The organism is Aurantimonas sp. E1-2-R+4, from assembly GCF_036549515.1.
Classification (GTDB): domain Bacteria; phylum Pseudomonadota; class Alphaproteobacteria; order Rhizobiales; family Rhizobiaceae; genus Aurantimonas; species Aurantimonas coralicida_A.
The window spans coordinates 124,227-145,143 of the sequence record NZ_JAZHLK010000003.1 but is presented as its reverse complement, the minus strand read 5'-3'; the positions used below and the strand labels follow the sequence as shown (position 1 = coordinate 145,143).

Annotated in this window: 15 protein-coding genes; 8 read left to right on the top strand and 7 right to left on the bottom strand. The window is 64.3% G+C overall.

Features of this window, described 5'->3' with window-relative positions:
• The first annotated feature begins 193 nt into the window (after positions 1-193).
• The 3 genes from VQ045_RS02865 (at position 194) to VQ045_RS02855 (ending at position 8,537) form a co-directional block, all read left to right on the top strand.
• Positions 194-3,874 (top strand): calcium-binding protein, encoded by a 3,681-nt coding sequence (locus tag VQ045_RS02865; protein ID WP_331829091.1) that lies wholly within the window; start codon positions 194-196, stop codon positions 3,872-3,874.
• 401 nt (positions 3,875-4,275) lie between these two features.
• Entirely contained in the window at positions 4,276-6,588 is a 2,313-nt protein-coding gene (locus VQ045_RS02860) for a PBP1A family penicillin-binding protein (RefSeq protein WP_331829090.1), read from the top strand.
• Positions 6,589-6,713: 125 nt separating this feature from the next.
• The gene (locus tag VQ045_RS02855; RefSeq protein WP_331829089.1) at positions 6,714-8,537 is read left to right on the top strand and encodes an NAD(P)/FAD-dependent oxidoreductase; all 1,824 of its coding nucleotides are present in this window, start codon (positions 6,714-6,716) and stop codon (positions 8,535-8,537) included.
• 65 nt (positions 8,538-8,602) lie between these two features.
• On the opposite strand, the gene VQ045_RS02850 is transcribed toward VQ045_RS02855, so the two are convergent.
• The 7 genes from VQ045_RS02850 to mutM all read right to left on the bottom strand — a co-directional run bounded on the left by VQ045_RS02850 (position 8,603) and on the right by mutM (position 16,406).
• Positions 8,603-9,379: a HesA/MoeB/ThiF family protein gene (locus tag VQ045_RS02850; RefSeq protein ID WP_327624406.1), complete on the bottom strand. Its 777-nt coding sequence runs from the start codon at positions 9,377-9,379 to the stop codon at positions 8,603-8,605.
• The gene (gene recF / locus VQ045_RS02845; RefSeq protein WP_442879819.1) at positions 9,376-10,533 is read right to left on the bottom strand and encodes a DNA replication/repair protein RecF; all 1,158 of its coding nucleotides are present in this window, start codon (positions 10,531-10,533) and stop codon (positions 9,376-9,378) included. Before recF ends, VQ045_RS02850 begins: the two co-directional genes overlap by 4 nt.
• An 86-nt stretch (positions 10,534-10,619) precedes the next feature.
• Positions 10,620-11,744, bottom strand: coding sequence for a DNA polymerase III subunit beta (gene dnaN, locus VQ045_RS02840; protein ID WP_327624391.1), 1,125 nt, complete (start codon positions 11,742-11,744; stop codon positions 10,620-10,622).
• Between the two features lie 180 nt (positions 11,745-11,924).
• Positions 11,925-13,397 carry a chromosomal replication initiator protein DnaA gene (gene dnaA, locus VQ045_RS02835; RefSeq protein ID WP_327624390.1) on the bottom strand — a complete coding sequence of 491 codons (1,473 nt, stop codon included), beginning with the start codon at positions 13,395-13,397 and terminating at the stop codon, positions 11,925-11,927.
• Between the two features lie 95 nt (positions 13,398-13,492).
• Positions 13,493-13,927 carry a rhodanese-like domain-containing protein gene (locus tag VQ045_RS02830; RefSeq protein ID WP_331829087.1) on the bottom strand — a complete coding sequence of 145 codons (435 nt, stop codon included), beginning with the start codon at positions 13,925-13,927 and terminating at the stop codon, positions 13,493-13,495.
• A 1,031-nt stretch (positions 13,928-14,958) separates the two neighbouring features.
• Positions 14,959-15,228: a 30S ribosomal protein S20 gene (gene rpsT, locus VQ045_RS02825; RefSeq protein WP_327624387.1), complete on the bottom strand. Its 270-nt coding sequence runs from the start codon at positions 15,226-15,228 to the stop codon at positions 14,959-14,961.
• Between the two features lie 284 nt (positions 15,229-15,512).
• Positions 15,513-16,406 carry a bifunctional DNA-formamidopyrimidine glycosylase/DNA-(apurinic or apyrimidinic site) lyase gene (mutM, locus tag VQ045_RS02820; RefSeq protein ID WP_331829086.1) on the bottom strand — a complete coding sequence of 298 codons (894 nt, stop codon included), beginning with the start codon at positions 16,404-16,406 and terminating at the stop codon, positions 15,513-15,515.
• Positions 16,407-16,552: 146 nt separating this feature from the next.
• Between mutM and ubiE the strand changes: the two genes are divergently transcribed.
• From ubiE to coaBC, 5 genes are all read left to right on the top strand, one after another.
• The gene (gene ubiE, locus VQ045_RS02815) at positions 16,553-17,332 is read left to right on the top strand and encodes a bifunctional demethylmenaquinone methyltransferase/2-methoxy-6-polyprenyl-1,4-benzoquinol methylase UbiE (protein ID WP_327645203.1); all 780 of its coding nucleotides are present in this window, start codon (positions 16,553-16,555) and stop codon (positions 17,330-17,332) included.
• A 21-nt stretch (positions 17,333-17,353) separates the two neighbouring features.
• The gene (gene ubiB, locus VQ045_RS02810) at positions 17,354-18,937 is read left to right on the top strand and encodes a 2-polyprenylphenol 6-hydroxylase (protein ID WP_327645204.1); all 1,584 of its coding nucleotides are present in this window, start codon (positions 17,354-17,356) and stop codon (positions 18,935-18,937) included.
• Between the two features lie 97 nt (positions 18,938-19,034).
• Entirely contained in the window at positions 19,035-19,295 is a 261-nt protein-coding gene (locus tag VQ045_RS02805) for a FitA-like ribbon-helix-helix domain-containing protein (protein WP_327645205.1), read from the top strand.
• Complete coding sequence (locus VQ045_RS02800; RefSeq protein ID WP_331829085.1) at positions 19,292-19,693, top strand: type II toxin-antitoxin system VapC family toxin; 402 nt, start codon at positions 19,292-19,294, stop codon at positions 19,691-19,693. Before VQ045_RS02805 ends, VQ045_RS02800 begins: the two co-directional genes overlap by 4 nt.
• Positions 19,690-20,910, top strand: a complete 1,221-nt coding sequence (gene coaBC / locus VQ045_RS02795) for a bifunctional phosphopantothenoylcysteine decarboxylase/phosphopantothenate--cysteine ligase CoaBC (RefSeq protein WP_331829084.1) — start codon at positions 19,690-19,692, stop codon at positions 20,908-20,910. Before VQ045_RS02800 ends, coaBC begins: the two co-directional genes overlap by 4 nt.
• Positions 20,911-20,917 lie beyond the last annotated feature (7 nt).

The following is a 20,917-nucleotide window of genomic DNA, read 5'->3' as shown; positions in this document are numbered from 1 at the left end:
CAGCCTGACCTTGACGGCCGCCGCGATACATCGCTCGCGGTTCAAGATGCATTCGCAGATGCGCCGATGCATCAATCCGCTCGCGAGGGAAGACGCACAAATAAGCGCCTTGCTTTCGACCAAATAACGGAGGCAGATAGTAGGTGGCCGGCTGATCGCGTTAAACGTGCAATTCGGCTCGTTGGAGGGTTCGATGGCTTGGCAGCAGGATGCCTCGTCTGATCTGGCTTTCGTAAAACCGCGCGTCGTCTATCAGGAAAACTTCGACTCGGCTGTCAATGCAAGCCCCTGGCTGACGGACCCGCTGGATGGCGGGCATGGCGTTCCTTTGGCTCTCCAGACAGACGGCGCGGGTAATTCGTGGATCGCGTCCACCGGGCCGTGGTGGCTCGATCCCAATCATTATGCGCCGGGGGCAGGCTACCTCCATCTCAACGCGTATGCGTATGTCGATGCACTGTTCGGGGCAGCCGGGCGATCCTTTAACTACAACGGAGCGAGCTTTTCGTTCGACATTGGTGTTGTCGATCTTGTGCTTCCTCCACAGGCCCACCTCAATTTCTGGTTTCAGGCGTACGATCGCTATTTGGGGCGAGCGGTCAACTATATCCTCAGCTCGGTCCCAATAGAGAACCAACTTTCACCGAATTCTTGGTCGCATGTGGCGTTAAATCTATCGAGCCACGATGCCGACTGGACGCCTCTCGGAAGCAATCCGAGCAGAACCTCTACATACGCGGTGTCGCCGACGATCGCTCATGCCCTTTCGTCCGAGATACTCGATATGGGGATCTTCATTTTTCTTGGCAACGATCTTTCATCGGGTGTCTGGGCGACTGGCTCGTTGCTGCTGGACAACATCTCGATTTCATTGAGTCCGAACGGCTCAAGGAGTTTCATGGAGGACGATGTCAACGCGCGGGTCAACCCTCTCGTCATCGCGCTCGACCTGAGCGACTTGCCCGTCTCGTCGTTCGATGGCGTGACGCTCGATGCCAGGTTTGGTTCAGGAAGTGGTGTGGAGGACAACCTGTCCATCATGGCCCGCGACGGAATTTCCGTCGTCGGTGCGAACGTCATGTTCAAAGGATCAGTAATCGGTACGGCGACGGGAGGAAATGGCGGCTCGCAGCTCTCCGTCTCTCTGACATCCGCTGCGACGTTGGCCGCCGTGGAAACGCTCATCGGCGCGCTCGGCTACGCAAATACGTCTGACGACCCTACCATGGCGCGACAGCTCAGCATCAGCCTATCCGTTCCGGGCGCGACGATCTACTCACTGTCAAGCTTCGATATCCGGGTTCTTGGCCAGCCCGAAAGCAGCGGCGATGACACCTATGTCTTTTCTGATACATCTCTGGCTATGTCGCCAGTCCACGACACCGGAGGATTCGATACGATAGACGCAAGGGGCATGACCGTCTCGACCACGATCGCTTTGCGAGACGGCAGCTTCTCGAATGGCATCGTGTCGATCTATTCGACGCCGAGAACAGAAATCGAGCGTGTTTTTGCTGGCAAGGGCAATGATCTGGTGCTCGGATCCGCACGCGACGACGAGATTCACGGCGGCGAGGGCCAGGACAATCTCTACGGCGGCGAGGGCAATGACAGCCTGTATGGCGATGCTGGCAACGACAATCTCCAAGGCGGTCCCGGGGCGGACCTGCTCGATGGCGGTGATGGCTTCAATATAGTCTACTACAGCCAGTCGCCGATTGGACTGCTCATCGATCTTTCCGGTCGGATTACCGGGACGGGAGAGGCCGCGGGCGATATCTACATTGCGATCCAAGGTGTTGTGGCAAGCCGGTTCGCCGACCTCATTTACGGGGATGCCGGCGCCAATTTGATCTACGGTCTGGGGGGCGACGACCTGATCTTCGGAGATGCGGGTGATGATACCATCTATGGTGGTGACGGCCGCGACAATCTCCATGGCGGCGACGGCAATGACAGCCTGTATGGCTATGCGGGCAACGACAATCTGCGAGGCGGTCCCGGGGCGGACCGGCTCGATGGCGGCGATGGCTTCGATTTGGTCTACTACAGCGATTCAGCGGTGGGGTTGACCGTCGATCTGTCCGGTCGGATCGCCGGGACGGGAGATGCGGCAGGCGACAGTTTCATTGGCATTGAGGGTGTCATTGCCAGCCAGTTCGCCGACAAGATCTACGGGGATGCCGGCGCCAATTTGATCTACGGTCTGGGCGGCGACGACCTGGTCTTCGGGGATGCCGGGGATGATACCATCTATGGTGGTGACGGCCGCGACAATCTCCATGGCGGCGACGGCAATGACAGCCTGTATGGCGATGCGGGCAACGACAATCTGCGAGGCGGTCCCGGGGCGGACCGGCTCGATGGCGGCGATGGTTTCGATTTGGTCTACTACAGCGATTCAGCGGTGGGGTTGACCGTCGATCTGTCCGGTCGGATCGCCGGGACGGGAGATGCGGCAGGCGACAGTTTCATTGGCATTGAGGGTGTCATTGCCAGCCAGTTCGCCGACAAGATCTACGGGGATGCCGGCGCCAATTTGATCTACGGTCTGGGCGGCGATGACCTGATCTTCGGGGATGCCGGGGATGATACCATCTATGGCGGTGTCGGCCGCGACAATCTCTACGGCGGCGACGGCAATGACAGCCTGTATGGCGATGCGGGCAACGACAATCTCCAAGGGGGTGCAGGGGCGGACCGGCTCGATGGCGGCGATGGCTTCGATTTGGTCTACTACAGCGATTCAGCGGTGGGGTTGACCGTCGATCTGTCCGGTCGGATCGCCGGGACGGGAGATGCGGCAGGCGACAGTTTCATTGGCATTGAGGGTGTCATTGCCAGCCAGTTCGCCGACAAGATCTACGGGGATGCCGGCGCCAATTTGATCTACGGTCTGGGCGGCGATGACCTGATCTTCGGGGATGCCGGGGATGATACCATCTATGGTGGTGACGGCCGCGACAATCTCCATGGCGGCGACGGCAATGACAGCCTGTATGGCGATGCGGGCAACGACAATCTGCGAGGCGGTCCCGGGGCGGACCGGCTCGATGGCGGCGATGGCTTCGATTTGGTCTACTACAGCGATTCAGCGGTGGGGTTGACCGTCGATCTGTCCGGTCGGATCGCCGGGACGGGAGATGCGGCAGGCGACAGTTTCATTGGCATTGAGGGTGTCATTGCCAGCCAGTTCGCCGACAAGATCTACGGGGATGCCGGCGCCAATTTGATCTACGGTCTGGGCGGCGATGACCTGATCTTCGGGGATGCCGGGGATGATACCATCTATGGTGGTGACGGCCGCGACAATCTCCATGGCGGCGACGGCAATGACAGCCTGTATGGCGATGCGGGCAACGACAATCTGCGAGGCGGTCCCGGGGCGGACCGGCTCGATGGCGGCGATGGTTTCGATTTGGTCTACTACAGCGATTCAGCGGTGGGGTTGACCGTCGATCTGTCCGGTCGGATCGCCGGGACGGGAGATGCGGCAGGCGACAGTTTCATTGGCATTGAGGGTGTCATTGCCAGCCAGTTCGCCGACAAGATCTACGGGGATGCCGGCGCCAATTTGATCTACGGTCTGGGCGGCGACGACCTGATCTTCGGAGATGCGGGTGATGACACTCTTTTTGGAGGGTCGGGCAGGGATATCTTCACGTACAGACCGGGTTCCGGAAACGATACCATAGGTGATTTTTCAATCGGTGAAGACGTCATCTCATTCCTTTATTCGGGAACTCTGACGTTCCAAGACCTTGCTTTCGCGAGCAATTCGATAGGGACCCTCGCTACGTTTGACTTGTCCAGCATTCTTTTCCAAGGCATCGGCGAAGGGCAACTGACCGAAGCGGACTTCCTTTTCGCGTAGTCGATTAGCGACATAGAGACAGCGTCCCTGCACGAACCCTGGCGAAATTGCTTCTGCCCCAGTCGGCCCCGTGACGGCGTCAATCCTTTCGCTTGCCCTCCACCGTCAATGGAAATCTCCCTTACCCCACCGAGCCTCGGCGCCTGTGCCGGTCAATTTGTGCTGGGCGCGGATTGACGGACGCTGCCGACGTCCGCATGAAGCGGTTACAGACTCGTTGCGAATTGCAGGAGGGCTTTTTTGGAAAGGGTTCATCGAACGCTTGCCGCCTTCTTCGTTCGGCCTTGTTCGGCTAGGAATGGGGCGCGTAATAGTACGTTTTTTCAAACATCCCCCGCGCGCGACTATTCCCAGTCCGCCAGCGCCATATGCCGCGTTGCCTGTAAAACGAGTGAGATTTGATGCCGGACGCGAACGATGATCATGGCCCCTCGCGGGCCTCCGGGGAGAGCGGTTCGACCGGTAGCGATCACAATGCGCCGGTTCCGGCGGCGCAGACGGGTGAGGCTTTTGCCGTCTTTCGCAAGGCGCTGATGGCCGACCTTGCACGGCTCGGACGGTGGCTCGCCGCCAAAGCCGCCGTGCTGGGACGTCAGGCCGGCCGAGGCCTGAGCCGGTTCAGCGCCAGGACCTCGCAATCGCTCCGAGACACCGACTGGCGCGGACTGGCCGCCGCGACCGGCGCGCGGGCGAAGACGTTTCGCGCGAACTGGCGCAATCGACCCGTCCGGCGAACCTGGAGCGTCGGCCGCGTCGCATCCATTCTGGGCGTCGTCTTCGTCGCCGGCTTCCTGCTTTTGTCAGGAGTCGCCGCCTGGGCGCTCTACGACGTGCCGTTCGCCGAAATCGCCGAGGGAACCGGCGAGCCGGTGGTGGTTCTGCAGGCGGCCGATGGTCAGGCCTTGGTGCAGCAAGGCCCCTATCAGGGGAGCTACGCGCCGCTGGACGAATTTTCCGACCATCTGGTCGAGGCCGTCCTCAGCATTGAGGATCGCCGCTTCTACCGGCATTGGGGGCTTGATTTTCGTGGTGTCGCGCGGGCTTTGACCCGCAATCTCTTCGCCGGCGAGGTGGTGCAAGGCGGCAGCACGATCACCCAGCAATTCCTCAAGATCAGCTATCTGGAGCGGGATCGCACGCTGAAGCGCAAGATCCAGGAAGCCTTCCTGGCGTTCTGGATCGAGACGCGCCTGTCCAAGGACGAGATCCTCGCGCGCTATCTCAACAATGTCTATCTGGGCGCCGGCGCGACCGGGATGCCGGCCGCCGCGCGGGTCTATTTCGACAAGTCGGTGGGCGAACTGACACTGGCCGAAAGTGCCATGCTGGCCGGCCTGATCAAGGCGCCGTCGCAGCTCAACCCATTGGAAAATCTGGAGGGAGCGAAGGAGCGCGCTGGCGTCGTATTGAATGCGATGGGCGATGCCGGATACCTCGAGCCGTCGGAAATCGCGGCGGCCAAGCTTGGTTCGACACAGCTCAGCCCCAGCCGACCGGACATGGGCGGCGGCTCCTGGTTCGCCGACTGGGTGATCTCCGATGCTCGTGAGATCGCCGGCCCGTTTCGCGGCAGCATCGAGGTCAAGACCACGCTGGTCCCGGAGCTTCAGGCCGCGGCGGAGCAAGTCGTGTCCGAGGCCCTCGCCGCGCGGGGTGCCGAAAAGGGCGTCGGCCAGGCAGCGCTCGTCGCGCTGCGGCCCGACGGAGCGGTGGTCGCCATGGTCGGCGGTGGCGATTATACCGCTTCCAAATTCAACCGCGCGGTCGCCGCCAAGCGTCAGCCAGGCTCGACCTTCAAGCTGTTCGTCTATTACGCCGCGCTGCGCGCCGGCCTCTCGCCGAATGACCGTATCGAGGATGCGCCGATCGAGATCGATGGCTGGAAGCCGGAGAACTATAGCGGCAAATATCGCGGCAGGGTCACGCTGGCCGAGGCGTTCGCCCGATCCCTGAACGCGGCGACGGTGCGCCTCGCGATGGATGTCGGCATCGACAAGGTCGCGGCCGCCGCCCGCGATCTCGGCATCGACGCGGACCTGACCGAAACGCCGAGCCTTGCCCTCGGCGCGTCCGAGGTCACGCTTCTCGATCTCACAGGGGCCTATGCCTCGGTGCGCGCCGGGATCACGCCGATCGAGCCCTGGGGGATCGCCTCCTTCGCCGTCGACGGCGCCGGCCAGAGCTTTCGCATCGGCCCATCGAAGCGCCCGGAGCGTGAACTGGGGCCCTTGCAGGATCCCCTTGTCGGCTTGCTCAAGCTCGTTGTCGACAAGGGAACCGGCAAGGCGGCGGCGCTCGACGGCTTCGCCGCCGGCAAGACCGGGACCAGCCAGGAATCGCGCGACGCCTGGTTCGTCGGCTTCAACGAGGCGCTGACCGTCGGCATCTGGGTCGGCAATGACGACGGCACGCCGATGGACGGCGTGACCGGTGGACAATTGCCGGCGACGATTTGGAAGAGCTTCATGGAGCAGGCCGCCGGAGCGATGCAACCGGTGGCCGCGGCGCCGACCGCCCCTGCTGATTCTGCGCCGATGGAACCGGCGGCGGAGACGCCTTCGCGTCCGGCCAGCATCGCCGAGATGATCGCCGGCGAGAGCGCCGGGGCGCCGCAGTGCAACGTCCGGGCCTGTTCGCGCGCGTACCGGTCCTTCCGGACTTCCGATTGCACGTTCCAGCCCTATCGCGGCCGCCGCAAGCTCTGCGAGAAGTAATCTTGCCGATCGGTGACGTCCTTCCCCGCGCGGACGGCCCGGCGGCATTTTTCAAAAACGGATGGACAGCGCGCTCCCGGCGGTGAACTCTTGACGAGGGCACGGGTGGAACATGGAGCGGAACAATGAGCGAAACGCTGGAACGGCCGGCGGCCGGAAAGAGCGAAGCCCGAAAATCCGTCGAAAGATGGTTGAGCGCGTTCGAAGGCGCATTGTCGACGGGCGATGTCGACGCGGCGGCGGATCTGTTCGCGGCGACGAGCTTCTGGCGGGATCTCGTGACCTTCACCTGGAACATCAAGACCGTCGAGGGGCCTGGCGGCGTGCGTGACATGCTGTCGTCGCAACTGGATGCGGTGAAGCCGAACAACTTTCAGATCGCCGAGGAGCCGACCGAGGATGGCGGCGTGACCACGGCCTGGATCGCCTTCGAGACCGGCGTCGCGCGCGGCAACGGCCTGTTGCGGTTGAAGGACGGCAAGGCCTGGACCCTGCTGACCGCGATGACCGAGCTGAAGGGATTCGAGGAGCCGATGCACCATCGCCGGCCGATGGGCGCCGAGCACGGCTCGTCGATGAACCGGAAATCCTGGCTCGAGAAGCAGGAGCAGGAAGCGGCCGAGCTCGGCTACAAGACGCAGCCCTATGTAGTGATCGTCGGCGGCGGCCAGGGCGGCATCGTGCTGGGCGCGCGGCTGCGCCAGCTCGGCGTGCCGACGATCGTCGTCGAGCGGAACGATCGGCCGGGCGATTCCTGGCGCAAGCGCTACAAGTCGCTCTGCCTGCACGACCCGGTCTGGTACGATCATCTGCCCTATCTGGAGTTTCCGAAGAACTGGCCGGTCTTCGCGCCGAAGGACAAGATCGGCGACTGGCTGGAAATGTACACCAAGATCATGGAGCTCAATTACTGGTCGAAGACGACCTGCAAGAGCGCTTCCTGCGACGAAGCGACCGGCGAGTGGACCGTCGTCGTCGATCGCGATGGCGAAGAGGTGACGCTTCGCCCGAAGCAGCTAGTGCTGGCGACCGGCATGTCGGGCAAGGCCAACGTCCCGGACTTCAAGGGCATGGACCGCTTCAAGGGCGAGCAGCACCATTCTTCCAAGCATCCCGGTCCCGACGCCTACAAGGGCAAGAAGGCCGTCGTCATCGGCTCGAACAATTCCGCCCACGACATCTGTGCCGCGCTCTATGAGGCCGGCGCCGACGTCACCATGGTGCAGCGCTCGACTACCCACATCGTGCGGTCGGACTCGCTGATGGAGTACGGCCTCGGCGATTTGTACTCCGAGCGGGCGGTCGAGAGCGGCGTCACCACCAACAAGGCCGACATGATCTTCGCGTCGCTGCCCTACCGGATTCTCCACGAGTTCCAGATTCCGGTCTACGACAAGATCCGCGAGGTCGACGCGGACTTTTATCGCGACCTGGAGAAGGCGGGCTTCATGCTCGACTATGGGAGCGACGATTCCGGCCTGTTCATGAAATATCTGCGCCGCGGCTCGGGCTATTACATTGATGTCGGCGCGAGCCAGTTGATCATCGACGGCAAGATCAAGCTGAAGAGCGGCGTCGAGATCGAGGAGATCACCGAAACCGGTGTGGCGTTCAAGGATGGGACGGAATTGCCGGCCGATCTGATCGTCTATGCCACCGGTTACGGCTCGATGAACGGTTGGGCCGCCGATCTGATCAGCCAGGAAGTGGCGGACAAGGTCGGCAAGGTCTGGGGCCTTGGCTCCGACACGCCGAAGGATCCGGGGCCCTGGGAGGGCGAACAGCGCAACATCTGGAAGCCGACGCAGCAGGACAATCTCTGGTTCCACGGCGGCAATCTGCACCAGTCGCGGCACTATTCGCTCTATCTGTCGCTGCAGCTGAAGGCCCGGATGGAGGGACTCGAAACGCCAGTCTACGGGCTGCAGGAGGTCCATCACCTGCGCTGAGGCACGGACGGCGACCCAAGGCTCGGCATCCGCAAGGACGCCGAGTCCGATTCCGATAGGTCTCCTTACGGCGATACGGAAGGCCCGTGTCGCCGGCGGTAGCGGATTTCCTCGATGCGCATGGTCAGAAGATCGATCATGAGGAACCGCCCGACCAGCGGCTCGCCGACCCCGCAGACGAGCTTGATCGCCTCGCTGGCGGCGAGCGTGCCGAGGACGCCCGGGGTGACGCCGAGAATACCGGCCTCGGCGCAGGACGGCACCAGCCCGGCCGGCGGCGCTTCGGGGAAGAGATCGCGATAGCCCGGATTCGGCTGCCCGTCCGTGTTGGCCTCGTACGGCTTCAGCACGGTCAGCGAGCCCGAGAATCGGTTGACCGCGGCGGTGACCAGCGGCCGGCGCGCGGCCGCACACACATCGGCCATGGCGTAGCGGGTGGCGAAATTGTCCGAGCCGTCGATGACGAGGTCGTAGCCGGCGACGATGTCGCGGCCGTTGTCGGCGTCGAGGCGCAGAGGATGGGCCACGACCGTGACATGCGGGTTGAGTTCCGCGACCGCGTCCGTGGCGCTGTCGAGCTTCGACCGGCCGACATCGGCGGTCCGGTGCAGCACCTGACGCTGCAGGTTCGATAGCGACACCGTGTCGTCGTCGGCGATGCCGATCGTGCCGATCCCGGCCGCCGCGAGATAGAAGACGACCGGTGAGCCAATGCCGCCGGCGCCGACGACGAGGATCCGCGCCCGTTTCAGTTTCTGCTGGCCCGGCCCACCGATTTCCGGCAGCACGATGTGGCGGGCATAGCGTTCAAGTTCCTGGGCGTCGAGAGGCTTGTCGCTCATCGTCCTTGCTCCGATTCCGCACTTGTCGCACCGGTCGCACCGGTCGCGGCGGCTGGGCGGATCGTGCCCGCCGTCACCTCCAGCATCTGGGCTCTGTCGCCGAGGGCGTCAAACAGGCTCGCATCGGTGCCGGTCATGAAGGCTTGTACGCCAAGCTCGGCGATCAGATCGAACAGCGCCGCCCGGCGACCGGGATCGAGATGGGCGGCGATCTCGTCAAGCAGCAGGATCGGCGGCAGCGACGAGACGGCGGCGACCAGCCGGGCATGGGCCAGCACCAGGCCGATGAGCAGCGCCTTTTGCTCGCCGGTCGAGGACAGCGCCGCCGGCATCGCCTTGGCCTGGTGGACGACGGAAAGGTCTGCCCGGTGAGCGCCGAGCAGAGTGCGGCCGGCGGCCCGGTCGGCATGGCGACCGGCGCGCAGCCGCGTGCGTGCCTCGTCCTCGATATCGGCCGAGGGACGGGACAGATCGCTATCGCCATAGCCGGACGCCAGATCGAGGCCTGCCCTGGGGAAGGGATTGTCGGCGCCGGACTGGTCGATCATCCCGACCAGCATTCCGACGAGTTCGGCCCGCGCCAGCGCCATTGCGACGCCGAGATCGGCCATCTGTGCTTCGATTCCGCTCAGCCAGGAATCATCCATGCGGTTGTCCGAAAGCAGCCGGTTGCGCGAGCGCATGGCGCGCTCGTAGTTCACCGCGCGGCGGCCATGGGTCGGATCGACCGCCAGCACCATGCGGTCGAGGAAGCGGCGGCGGTCACCCGTCGGGCCGGTAAACAGCCCGTCCATTGCCGGTGTCAGCCAGAGAATGCGCAACAGGTCGAGCAGTTCGTCGGCGCTCTTGGCAGCAGTCTCGTCGATCCGCACCGTCCGCGTTGCCGGACCAGCCGGATCGGGTTGGACCTTGGTGACGACGTCTGTCTCACCGTGGAGCGAAACCAGCCCGGCGCGAATGGAAAACCCGCCGCTGGCGCCCTTGCGCGCGATGTCCTGATAGGTCGCTCGGCGCAGGCCGCGTCCCGGCGTCAGCAGCGACACCGCCTCGATGAGATTGGTCTTGCCAGCGCCGTTATCGCCGACGAAGGCGACGAAGCCCCGGTCGAAGGTCAGGCGCAGGGTCTCGTAATTGCGAAAATCGGCAAGCCGCAATTCGCTCAGTCGGACAACCGGTAAGCCGGATTGTGTCCCAGCTGCGTCGCCGGTTTGGGGTTTCCCGGTCAAGACCGTGGCGGCAGTCAGACCCGCATCGGCATCAGGACGTAAAGTGTGGCGTCGTCGCCGCCGTCCTTGATGAGCGTGGGGGAACCGGCATCGGCAAGCATGAAGACGGCTTCGTCGCCGGTGAGCTGGGCGGTGATGTCGAGAAGATAACGCGCGTTGAAACCGATCTCGATGTCATCGGAATCGTAGCCGACCGCCAGTTCCTCGGTCGCTGTGCCCGAATCGGGCGAGTTGACGGTGAGGGTCAGCTGGGAATCGCTGACCGCGAGCTTGACCGCGCGTCCGCGCTCGGACGAAATCGTCGACACGCGGTCGACGGCGGCCGAAAAGCTCTGCCGGTCGAGGGTGAGCGCCTTGTCGTTGTTCTGCGGGATGACGCGCTGATAGTCGGGAAACGTGCCGTCGATCAGCTTCGAGGTCAGGACGACCGGGCCGATCGTCACGCGGATCTTGGCGTCGGACAGTTCGACCTCGATCGCCGCGTCGTCCTCGCCGTCGCCGAGCAACTTTTGCAGCTCCCCCACGGTCTTGCGCGGTATGATGATTCCGGGCATGCCCTCCGACCCGGCCGGCGCCGCCATCTCGGCGCGCGCCAGGCGATGGCCGTCGGTGGCAACCGCCCGCAGCTTGAGGTCGCCGTCCGCTTCGATCGTGTGGAGGAAGATGCCGTTGAGATAGTAGCGAGTCTCCTCTGTGGAGATGGCGAAATGCGTCCGGTCGATCAGCCGCGCGAATTCCGCCGCCTTGATCGTGAAGGCGTGGCTCAGCGTTCCGGCGGTGATATCGGGAAAGTCCGATTCGGGCAGGCACTGGAGACGGAAATTCGAGCGGCCCGACGAGACCGTCATCTGGTTGCCGTCGGCATTGGTCGACAGCTTGACCTCGGCGCCGTCCGGCAGCTTGCGCACGATGTCGTAGAGCAGATGCGCCGGGACCGTCGTTGCGCCTTCCTGCTCGCCGGTGGCCGCGACGCTTTCGGTGATCTCCAGGTCGAGATCGGTGGCCTTCAGGCGAAGCGCGCCGTCCTCGGTCTTCAACAGCACGTTCGAAAGAATCGGGATGGTGTTGCGGCGTTCCACGACCCGGTGGACGTGGGCCAACGACTTCAGGAGGTTGGATCGTTCGATGATGATACGCATGACGAAGGCCGTTTTGTTCGGGGCAGGCGCCACGGGAGGCGGCGCCGGTTCCGGGTTCGATGGTCTTAATGATTTGCACCGCACATGGAAAGCCAAAAGCGGCGGCTTTCTAGCTCAAGCGGCGCGCTGCATCGCGCGCCGACCGCCGCGTGCGGTACCGGACCGGGATCTGGACGGGGCCTATTCCTCGATCATCCGGCGGATCAGATCGAGTTCCTCCGACAGCTTCTCGTCATTGGCGCGCTCGCCCTCGATCTTGCGCACCGCGTGCAGCACCGTGGTGTGGTCGCGGCCGCCGAAGCGCCGGCCGATCTCGGGGAGCGAGCGCGGCGTCATGGTCTTGGCGAGATACATGGCGATCTGACGTGGCCGCACGATGGTCCGGGTGCGGCGCGCCGACAAAAGGTCGGTGCGCGTCACATTGTAGTGGCGCGAGACGAATTTCAGGATGTCCTCGACGCGAACCCGCCGTTCGATATTGGCCCGGGTCAGCTGGTTGAGCAGATCGTCCAGATGTTCCGCCGAGAGCGGCTGGCCGAGGGAGTGGCGGAAGGCGATCTGGTTGAACGCCCCTTCGAGATCGCGACCGGAGCCGGCGACGCGCTCGGCGATCGTGTCGATCACCCGTTCGGGCATATCGAAACTCGGATCCTCGGCTCGCATCGCCGCGGCCCGGCTCCCGATGATCGAGCGGCGCATTTCGTAGTCCGGCACGGCGATCTGAAGCGTGACGCCGTTCGACAGCCGCGAGCGGACGCGCGGGTCGAGCGATTCCAGCTCCATCGCCGGGCGGTCGGCGGCGCAGATCACCTGTTTCGCCGAATCGACCAGCGCGTTCAGAAGATGACAGAACTCTTGCTGGATCGATTTGCCTTGCAGGAACTGGGTGTCGTCGATGATCAATATGTCGATGCCGCGCAGCGTCTCCTTGAGATCGAGGGCGCGGTTGTCGCGGATCGCAGTCGCGAAACGCCACATGAAATATTCCGCCGTCAGATAGACGACGCGCGGCCGGTCCTCACGGCGCGAGGCCGCATTGGCGATCGCCTGGAGAAGGTGGGTCTTGCCGAGGCCGACGGCAGCGTGGATGAACAGCGGGTTGAAGCGGACCGACTGCGGCCCGTTCTCCGCGATCGCTCGCGCGGCGGCGAGGGCGACCCGGTTGGAGGCGCCTTCCACGAAGGTGTCGAAAACGTAGCGCGGGTCGAGGGGCGAGCCGAACTCGGCGCTCTGGGATAGAGCGGGGGTTCGAGCGTCGCCGCCAGGAAACGCCTTTGCTGGTGCCGGGGAGCCGGCGACGGCCCTGCGCGCCGGTTCCGCAACCCGCGCCACCTGCGGCTCGCTCTGGCCCGCGATGCGCGCCTGGCGAATCGTGACGCCGCCACCGCGAACGGCGCTGCGGATCGCGATGTCGACGCGCAGCGTTCCCGGCACTTCGGCGCTGAAGATCTCGGTCAGCAGGTCGTGGTAATGCGACTGAATCCAGCTGCGCAGAAACGCCGTGGGCACCGAAATCCGGCAGACGCCCTTCCCGGACGAATCGAGTTTCATCCGCTGGAACCAGCTGGCGAAGATGTCCTGTCCGAGTTGCGCTTTTAGCCGGGCGTTCACCCGCTCCATAATTTCTGCCGTGCCCCTCGCGCCGCCGTCCATACCTGCCCCGAAATCATTGTTGTTGGTTGGTGATTGGCGCAGCGCGTGGGTCCCGTCCCCATTCGGACTCACAGCTGTTACGCGCCGGCGAAGACTCAATTCTGTGCCCAAGGCAAACCCTCCGCTTTCCAACCGGTTTTCCGCCCGCGATGTCCTTCCGCGTCCGGCGGCCCTTCGAAGCCGCCGAGGACGTTGAAACAATTCTCATAACCATGGGCGGTCAGCGCCACCGCGCCGGCGATCGAGCGGACGCCCGACCGGCAGAGGAAGAAGATCGGCGAGGTCGGAGTTCCGCCCGTCTTTTCGACCTGATCGGCGAGCTTCTCCGCGAAGGCCGGATCCACCGCCATCGAAGGGAAGCTCTGCCACTCGACGAGCAGCGGCGTCTTGCCGAGCGAAGAGAGCATCGGCAATCCGACATAGGCCCACTCGGCAGTGCTGCGGACGTCGACGAGCAGGGCGTCCGGTTTCTCTGCGAGCGCTGACCAGCACTCCCCAGGTGAAACATCGCCTCTGTAGTCTTTAGACATGCAAAAAGGTCCCCTGCCTCTGTCCCGTATGGGCACAGAAGTTTGCTGCGCCAGGGTTCGCCCAACGCTCGTTTTTACTCGGATAAATCGTGAAAAGACCGGATACTAAATTTATGCGGGAGCGACCCTAAGGGTCGTAACCTTCCACAAATTCCAGGAAGTTTTGGATAACCTGGATTGTCCCCGCATTTCGTCTTTCCCCGCACTTGCTTCGAGGGGGAAACTACGAAACGGCGCGGCGGTGAGCAAGCCGAGTCCAGCCTGAATCGTTATGCGAGTAGGGCGCCTGTTGCAGACTCGCCATGCGGGTCGTGCGGCGATGTCACGCTAAACACTTTGCTCACGGGGCTTTCCCCGATCCCGGCGTCGACGCCTCGGAGGGGAAGAATAAATATGAAAAAATTGTGGCGGGCCTGCTTGACTCCCGGGAACTCAAAAAGCTCCCGGACCGCCAATGCATAAGCGTTCACTGACCTTCTGCAAGCGACTGGAATCGATACACTTTTCTGGACCCGTCTTGTGGATGGCGTGGTTCGGTGTCCGCCGGGGGCGAAAGCACTGTGATAAGTCGACCAAAACGCCCGCGAATGCGGCTGCGAATCGCGAAAACAGGACATGTGCCAACGGCGACGGGCGAGCTGTGCCCGTCGAATCGTCGCGGTGCCCACGGCCAGGGGCGGGTGGCGAGCCGAGCTGGGACGCGGCGCGGGTGCCCGCTGTCGATCCCCGTCGGCCTTATACCAACCTGCGGTGATAGGACCCATTCGACCGGCCATTTCCCGCACCTGGCGACGAAGCCAGGCGCGGCGAGCGCCCGGCCTTCGGTGGGCTGGCCGGACAAGCCCGTTCAGCTCCATCGAACAGGTCCCTATCACCGCAGGTTGGTATGAGCGGTGGTCCGCGCTGAGGCCGTTCGTATTGTCATCGGATGGCCAGTCTCGGCCTTGGAATCAAAAAGCCCCGGCCGAAGCCAGGGCTTTGTCATCATCCAGTTACCCGGTCATCGACTCGGGTGTGACGCGCCGTTCAGATCAGGCGGCGCCGATCGTCTTCACGCGATGGGCAAGGCGGGAGACCTTCCGCGACGCCGTGTTCTTGTGAAACACACCGTGGGACACGGCACTCATCAGTTCCGGTTCGGCAATCCGGAATGCCGAGACAGCCGCGTCCTTGTCGCCGGCGGTGATCGCCTCTTCGACGTTGCGCAGGAAGGTGCGCACGCGGCTGCGGCGGTTGGTGTTGATGGCGGTACGCCGCGCGATCTTCCGCGTGGCCTTCTTGGCCGAAGGGGTATTGGCCATGGATCGTCTCTCTCTATCGTAACCGTGTCGGTCGGATCGGGTGGAGTGCGGCTTGCGCCTTCAAGCGACGCGGCAGCACGAAAAAACGGGCCGCGCCATGAAGCGCCGCCGAAAGTCGAGCCCTTATAGGCAGATGCGTCGGGGGCCGTCAATATCCGGCGCGAAGGCGGATCGGCGAATGTGGTCGTCGGCAAGGCGGATGGACTGGGCAGCAACCAGGCGCAGCCGGCTTGGAGCCGCGCGACCTGCCCGCAACATCGTGCTGCGTCCGCGTTTTGCCATCGTCAGCGTTGGCAGGCCGGGCAAAAAAAGGTCGAGCGCCCCGACTGGACGATGCGGCTGACGATCCCGCGGCAAGCCGCGTTCCGGCAGGGCTCGCCTTCGCGGTCGTAGGCGGCGAAGCGATGCTGGAAATAGCCGAGTGATCCGTCCGCTTGGCGATAATCGCGCAGCGATGAACCGCCCGCCGCGATGGCATCGGCGATCGTTTCGCGGATATTGAGGGCGAGGGCTTCCAGCCGCTGGCTGGCGGTGCCGTCCTTTTTCACCAGCGTTCCGGCAGCCCGCCGCGGCGACAGGCGGCTCCTCCACAACGCCTCGCAGACATAGATGTTGCCGAGGCCGGCGATGATCCGCTGGTCGAGCAGCACGGACTTCAGCGGCGCGCTGCGGCCCGCAAAGAGCGGAGCGAGCGCCTGTCCGGACAGCCCGTTGCCCGTCGGTTCGATGCCGAGGCCGCGAAAATGCGGGTGTTCCGCCAGTTCGGCGCGCTCGATCAGCGTCATGTAGCCGAAGCGGCGCGGGTCATTATAGATGATCGAGGCCGGTGCGAGATTGCGTGTGATCATATCGAAGCGCACATGATCGTGGCGTCGGACGTCGGACCGCGGATGCGCGAACGCGCCGGGAACGCTGTCGCCTTGCGGCACTTCGATCCGGAACGAGCCCGACATGCCGAGATGCATGGCTAGCACCAGCCCGCCCTCCAGGTCGGCGACGAGATATTTGGCCCGTCGTCCGAGACTTTCGATCCGCCGGCCGCCCAGCCGCTCGGCGAATCGCGCCGGCAACGGAAAGCGCAGGTCGGGCCGCCCGAGCACCACCCGCTCGATTCGCGCGCCTTCGACAACGGGAAGAAGGCCGCGGCGCACCGTCTCCACCTCTGGCAATTCCGGCATTTTCGATTAAGTCCCTGATTGATGCAGCGCTTCCGATCGAAGCGCCTGTCGAACTTCGCCTCTCCCTGTCTCTCGCAGGACCGGCGCGGGTTCGCCGTTCCAATATCCGCATCCGGTCGATGCGATGCAATGTAAGGGGCCGTCCCATGTCGCGAACCCGTGTCACCGGAGCCGAAGCGATGGAGACCTCCTACGGCTATGCCACAGTGGCAGGCCGGGAGGAGAAGCAGGCGCGCGTCAACGATGTCTTCCACCGCGTAGCCGAGCGTTACGACCTGATGAACGACCTGATGTCGGCCGGCCTCCATCGCGCCTGGAAGAGCGCCATGGTCGCCTGGCTGGCGCCGCCGCATCGCGCCGGCTGGCGGTTTGTCGACGTGGCGGGCGGCACCGGCGATGTCGCCTTCCGCATTGTCGAGGCATCGCGGCGGCGCGCCGAGGGCACCGTTCTCGACATCAACGCCTCGATGCTCGGCGTCGGTGCCGAACGGGCAGCGAAGCGGCGGCTCGACGGCAATCTGGTTTTCGTCGAAGGCAATGCCGAGGAACTGAAGCTCCCCGATATGAGCTTCGATGCCTACACGATCGCCTTCGGCATTCGTAACGTGCCGCGGATCGACAAGGCCTTGAGCGAGGCGTATCGGGTGCTCAAGCCCGGCGGCCGGTTCCTGTGCCTGGAATTTTCCGAGGTCGACATGCCGGTTCTCGACCGGGTCTACGAAGCGTGGTCGTTCAAGGCGATTCCGAGGATCGGCGAGGCCGTCGCCAACGATCGCGAATCCTACGAGTATCTGGTCGAGTCGATCCGGCGCTTTCCCAACCAGGCGAATTTTGCTGCGGCCATTCGCGCCGCCGGCTTCGAGCGCGTCGCCTATCGCAACCTGTCGGGAGGCATCGCCGCCATCCATTCCGGCTGGAAGCTCTGAACCGATCGGGCGGAAAGACTCTTGGCCAATCCCATTTCCGGCACGATCGCCCTCGTCCGCGCTGTCTTTGTTCTCGCCCGCGAGGGCGTCATCGGCTCGTTTCCCGCCGAGGGCCTGCCGCCCGGGCCGGCGCTGCTGCACCGCTTCGCGCGATTGATCGAGCGGGGCTCGGCTGAAAATCGGGAACGCTCCGACAATCTGTCGCGCGCGTTGAACCGTCTGGGGCCGTCCTACGTCAAGCTGGGCCAATTTCTGGCGACCCGGCCGGACCTTGTGGGAGCGGCGGCGGCGAGCGAACTCGGCAGCCTTCAGGACAAGGTCCCGCCTTTCGATACGGCGCTGGCTGTGATCGAGATCGAGACGACGCTCGGGCGGCGCGTCGACGAACTCTTTCTGGAGCTCGGCGAGGTCGTTGGCGCGGCATCGATCGCCCAGGTCTATAAGGCGCGTATTCGCGACGCCGACGGCAGCGAGCGCTTCGTCGCCGTCAAGGTGGTCCGGCCCGGCGTCCGCGTCCGCTTTCTGCATGAACTGGAGACCTTCGCCTCCATCGCGCGCTTTTTGGAGCGCTACGTGCGCTCGTCGCGCCGGCTGCGTCCGGTGGCGGTGGTGGAGACGCTCGCCCAGTCGACAAGGATCGAGATGGATTTGCGGCTGGAGGCGGCCGCGGCGTCCGAGATGGCCGAAAACACGGCGAACGATTTCGGATTTCGGGTGCCGACGATCGACTGGGAGCGCACCGGCCGCGACGTCCTCACCATGGAGTGGATCGACGGCATCAAGATGAGCGATGTCGCCGCGATCGCGATGGCCGGGCATGATCTGAAGCAGATCGGCGTGACCGTGGTGCAATCGTTCCTGCGCCACGCCATGCGCGACGGCTTCTTTCATGCCGACATGCATCAGGGCAATCTGTTCGTCGGCCCGGACGGCACGGTGATCGCGGTCGATCTGGGCATCGTCGGCCGGCTCAGCGCGGAATCCAAGCGCTTCCTCGCCGAGATCCTCTACGGCTTCATTCGCCGCGACTATCTGCGCGTGGCTGAGCTGCATTTCGAGGCCGGGTACGTGCCGCGCAGCCAGAACGTCGCCAGCTTCGCCCAGGCGCTTCGCGCGATCGGCGAGCCGATCTATGGCCAGCCCGCCGAGACGATTTCGATGGGCCACCTCTTGGCGCTCTTGTTCGAGGTCACCGAGCTGTTCGACATGAAGACCCGGCCCGAACTCGTCTTGTTGCAGAAGACCATGGTCGTCGTGGAAGGCGTCGCACGCACCTTCGACCCGAAGTTCAACATGTGGGTTGCCGCCGAGCCGGTGGTGTCTGACTACATCCTCGAAGAGCTCGGGCCGGCGGCCAAGCTGCGGGAAGCCCGCGCAGGTGTCGATGCGATGCTGCGGCTGCTGCACCGCGCGCCCGATCTCGCGGTCGGGCTGGAAATCCTCGCCAAGCAGATGCCGGATCTGATCGAAAACGGTATCCGGCTGAACGACGATACGCTCACGGACCTCGCCACGGAGAAGCGAACCAGCATCATCAGTGGTCGTGTCGCCCAATGGGTGATCGCCGTGTCGCTGCTGTCGATTGCGATCTCGATGATATTTTGAGCGCAACCGGGATGCCGATGATCCGGCTTACCCCTTTGATTGCATTGCAATCATCCGGAACTTAGATTGGCTGGTAAGAGCTAGACGAGAGGCGAGGATGGCCAGCCTGACGATTCGCAATCTCGATGCGGACGTGAAACGGAAGCTGCGCATGCGCGCGGCCGAACACGGCCGGTCCATGGAGGAAGAGGCGCGCACGATTCTCGGCGCCTCGGTCGACGGGCGGCCTGCCGGCCAGGGGGAAAGCGTGGAGGCGCGGGAGGCGCGTGTCCGGCGCATCCTGTCGCTGGGACGCAAGCCCGATCGGCCTTTCGACCAGAAGACGTTCACCGACGAACTTTGGGATTTCGTCGAGTGATCGTCGTGGATAGTTCGGCGATCGTGGCGGTCACAAATGCCGAACCGGAGGCCGAGCGGATCACACGCCTGATCGTGAACGATGACGACGTTTCGATTTCCGCAGCGACGTTCGTCGAGACAGCGATCGTGATCCGCAGCCAGCATGGATCGCAAGGTGTGCGGCGGCTGCATGAGATGATGGAGGATATGGCGTTGCGAACACATCCATTCGACGTCCGCCAGGCCGATCTTGCCATCGAGGCCTATCGCCGCTTCGGCCGCGGGTCGGGCAGCCCGGCGCGGCTGAATTTCGGCGATTGCTTCTCCTATGCGCTGGCCCGGTCGCTCGACGCGCCGCTGCTGTTCAAGGGCGACGATTTCTTCCACACCGACATCGAACCGGCGCTGGTGGCATGAGCGGGCTCGACGGAAAGCGCGTCCTTCTGATTATCGGCGGCGGCATCGCGGCCTACAAGACGCTGGACCTCATCCGCCGCCTGCGCGAGCGCGGCGCGCGCGTGACGCCGGTGATGACGGCGGCGGCCAAGGAGTTCGTGACGCCGCTCGCGGTCGGCGCGCTGTCGGCCTCCAAGGTGTTCGACGATATGTTCGACCGCGAGGACGAGCACGATGTCGGCCATATCCGTCTGGCCCGCGAGGCCGATGCGATTCTCGTTGCGCCGGCGACGGCCAATTTGATGGCGCGCTGCGCCAATGGCCTGGCCGACGATCTCGCCACCGCCGTGCTGCTCGCGGCGAAGGCGCCGATCCTGATGGCGCCGGCGATGAACCCGGCGATGTGGGCGCATCCGGCGACGCGCCGCAATCATCAGGTGCTGGCCGCCGATGGCGTCCGCTTCGTCGGGCCGAATGCCGGCGAGATGGCCGAGGCGGGCGAGGCCGGAATTGGCCGCATGGCCGAGCCGATGGAGATCGCGGCGGCGCTGGAGGCTGTGCTGGACGGTGGGGCCAAGCCGCTCGCGGGTCGCCGCATCGTGGTCACGTCAGGCCCGACCCACGAGCCGATCGACCCGGTCCGCTACCTCGCCAACCGCTCGTCCGGGCGGCAGGGACACGCCATCGCCGCAGCGCTTACCGGATTGGGGGCCGAGGTGACGCTGGTCAGCGGCCCCGTCGCCATCGCAGATCCGCCCGGTGTCGCCATGCGCCGTGTCGAGACCGCGCGCGAGATGCTGCAAGCCGTCGAGGCGGCGCTTCCGGCAGACGCCGCGGTGTTCGTTGCCGCCGTCGCCGACTGGCGGACGGTCGCGGAGGGTGAGGCCAAGATCAAGAAGGGCGACGGCGGCCCGCCGGCGCTCGCCTTGACGGAGAATCCGGACATCCTGGCGACCATCGGCCACTCGCAATTGCGGCCGCGCCTCGTTGTCGGCTTCGCGGCCGAGACCGACGATCTCCTGGCGAATGCACGTGCAAAGCTGGACAGAAAGGGCGCCGACGCGATCGTCGCCAATGACGTGTCGGCCGCGACCGGCGTCATGGGGGGCATGGCAAACACCGTGCATATCGTCACGCGGGACGGCGTCGAGGACTGGCCCAAGCTCGACAAGACAGAAGTCGCGCGGCGCCTTGCGGCATGGATCGCCGCCCGCCTGACAGAGGGTGACCGTCCTTGAGCGCGCC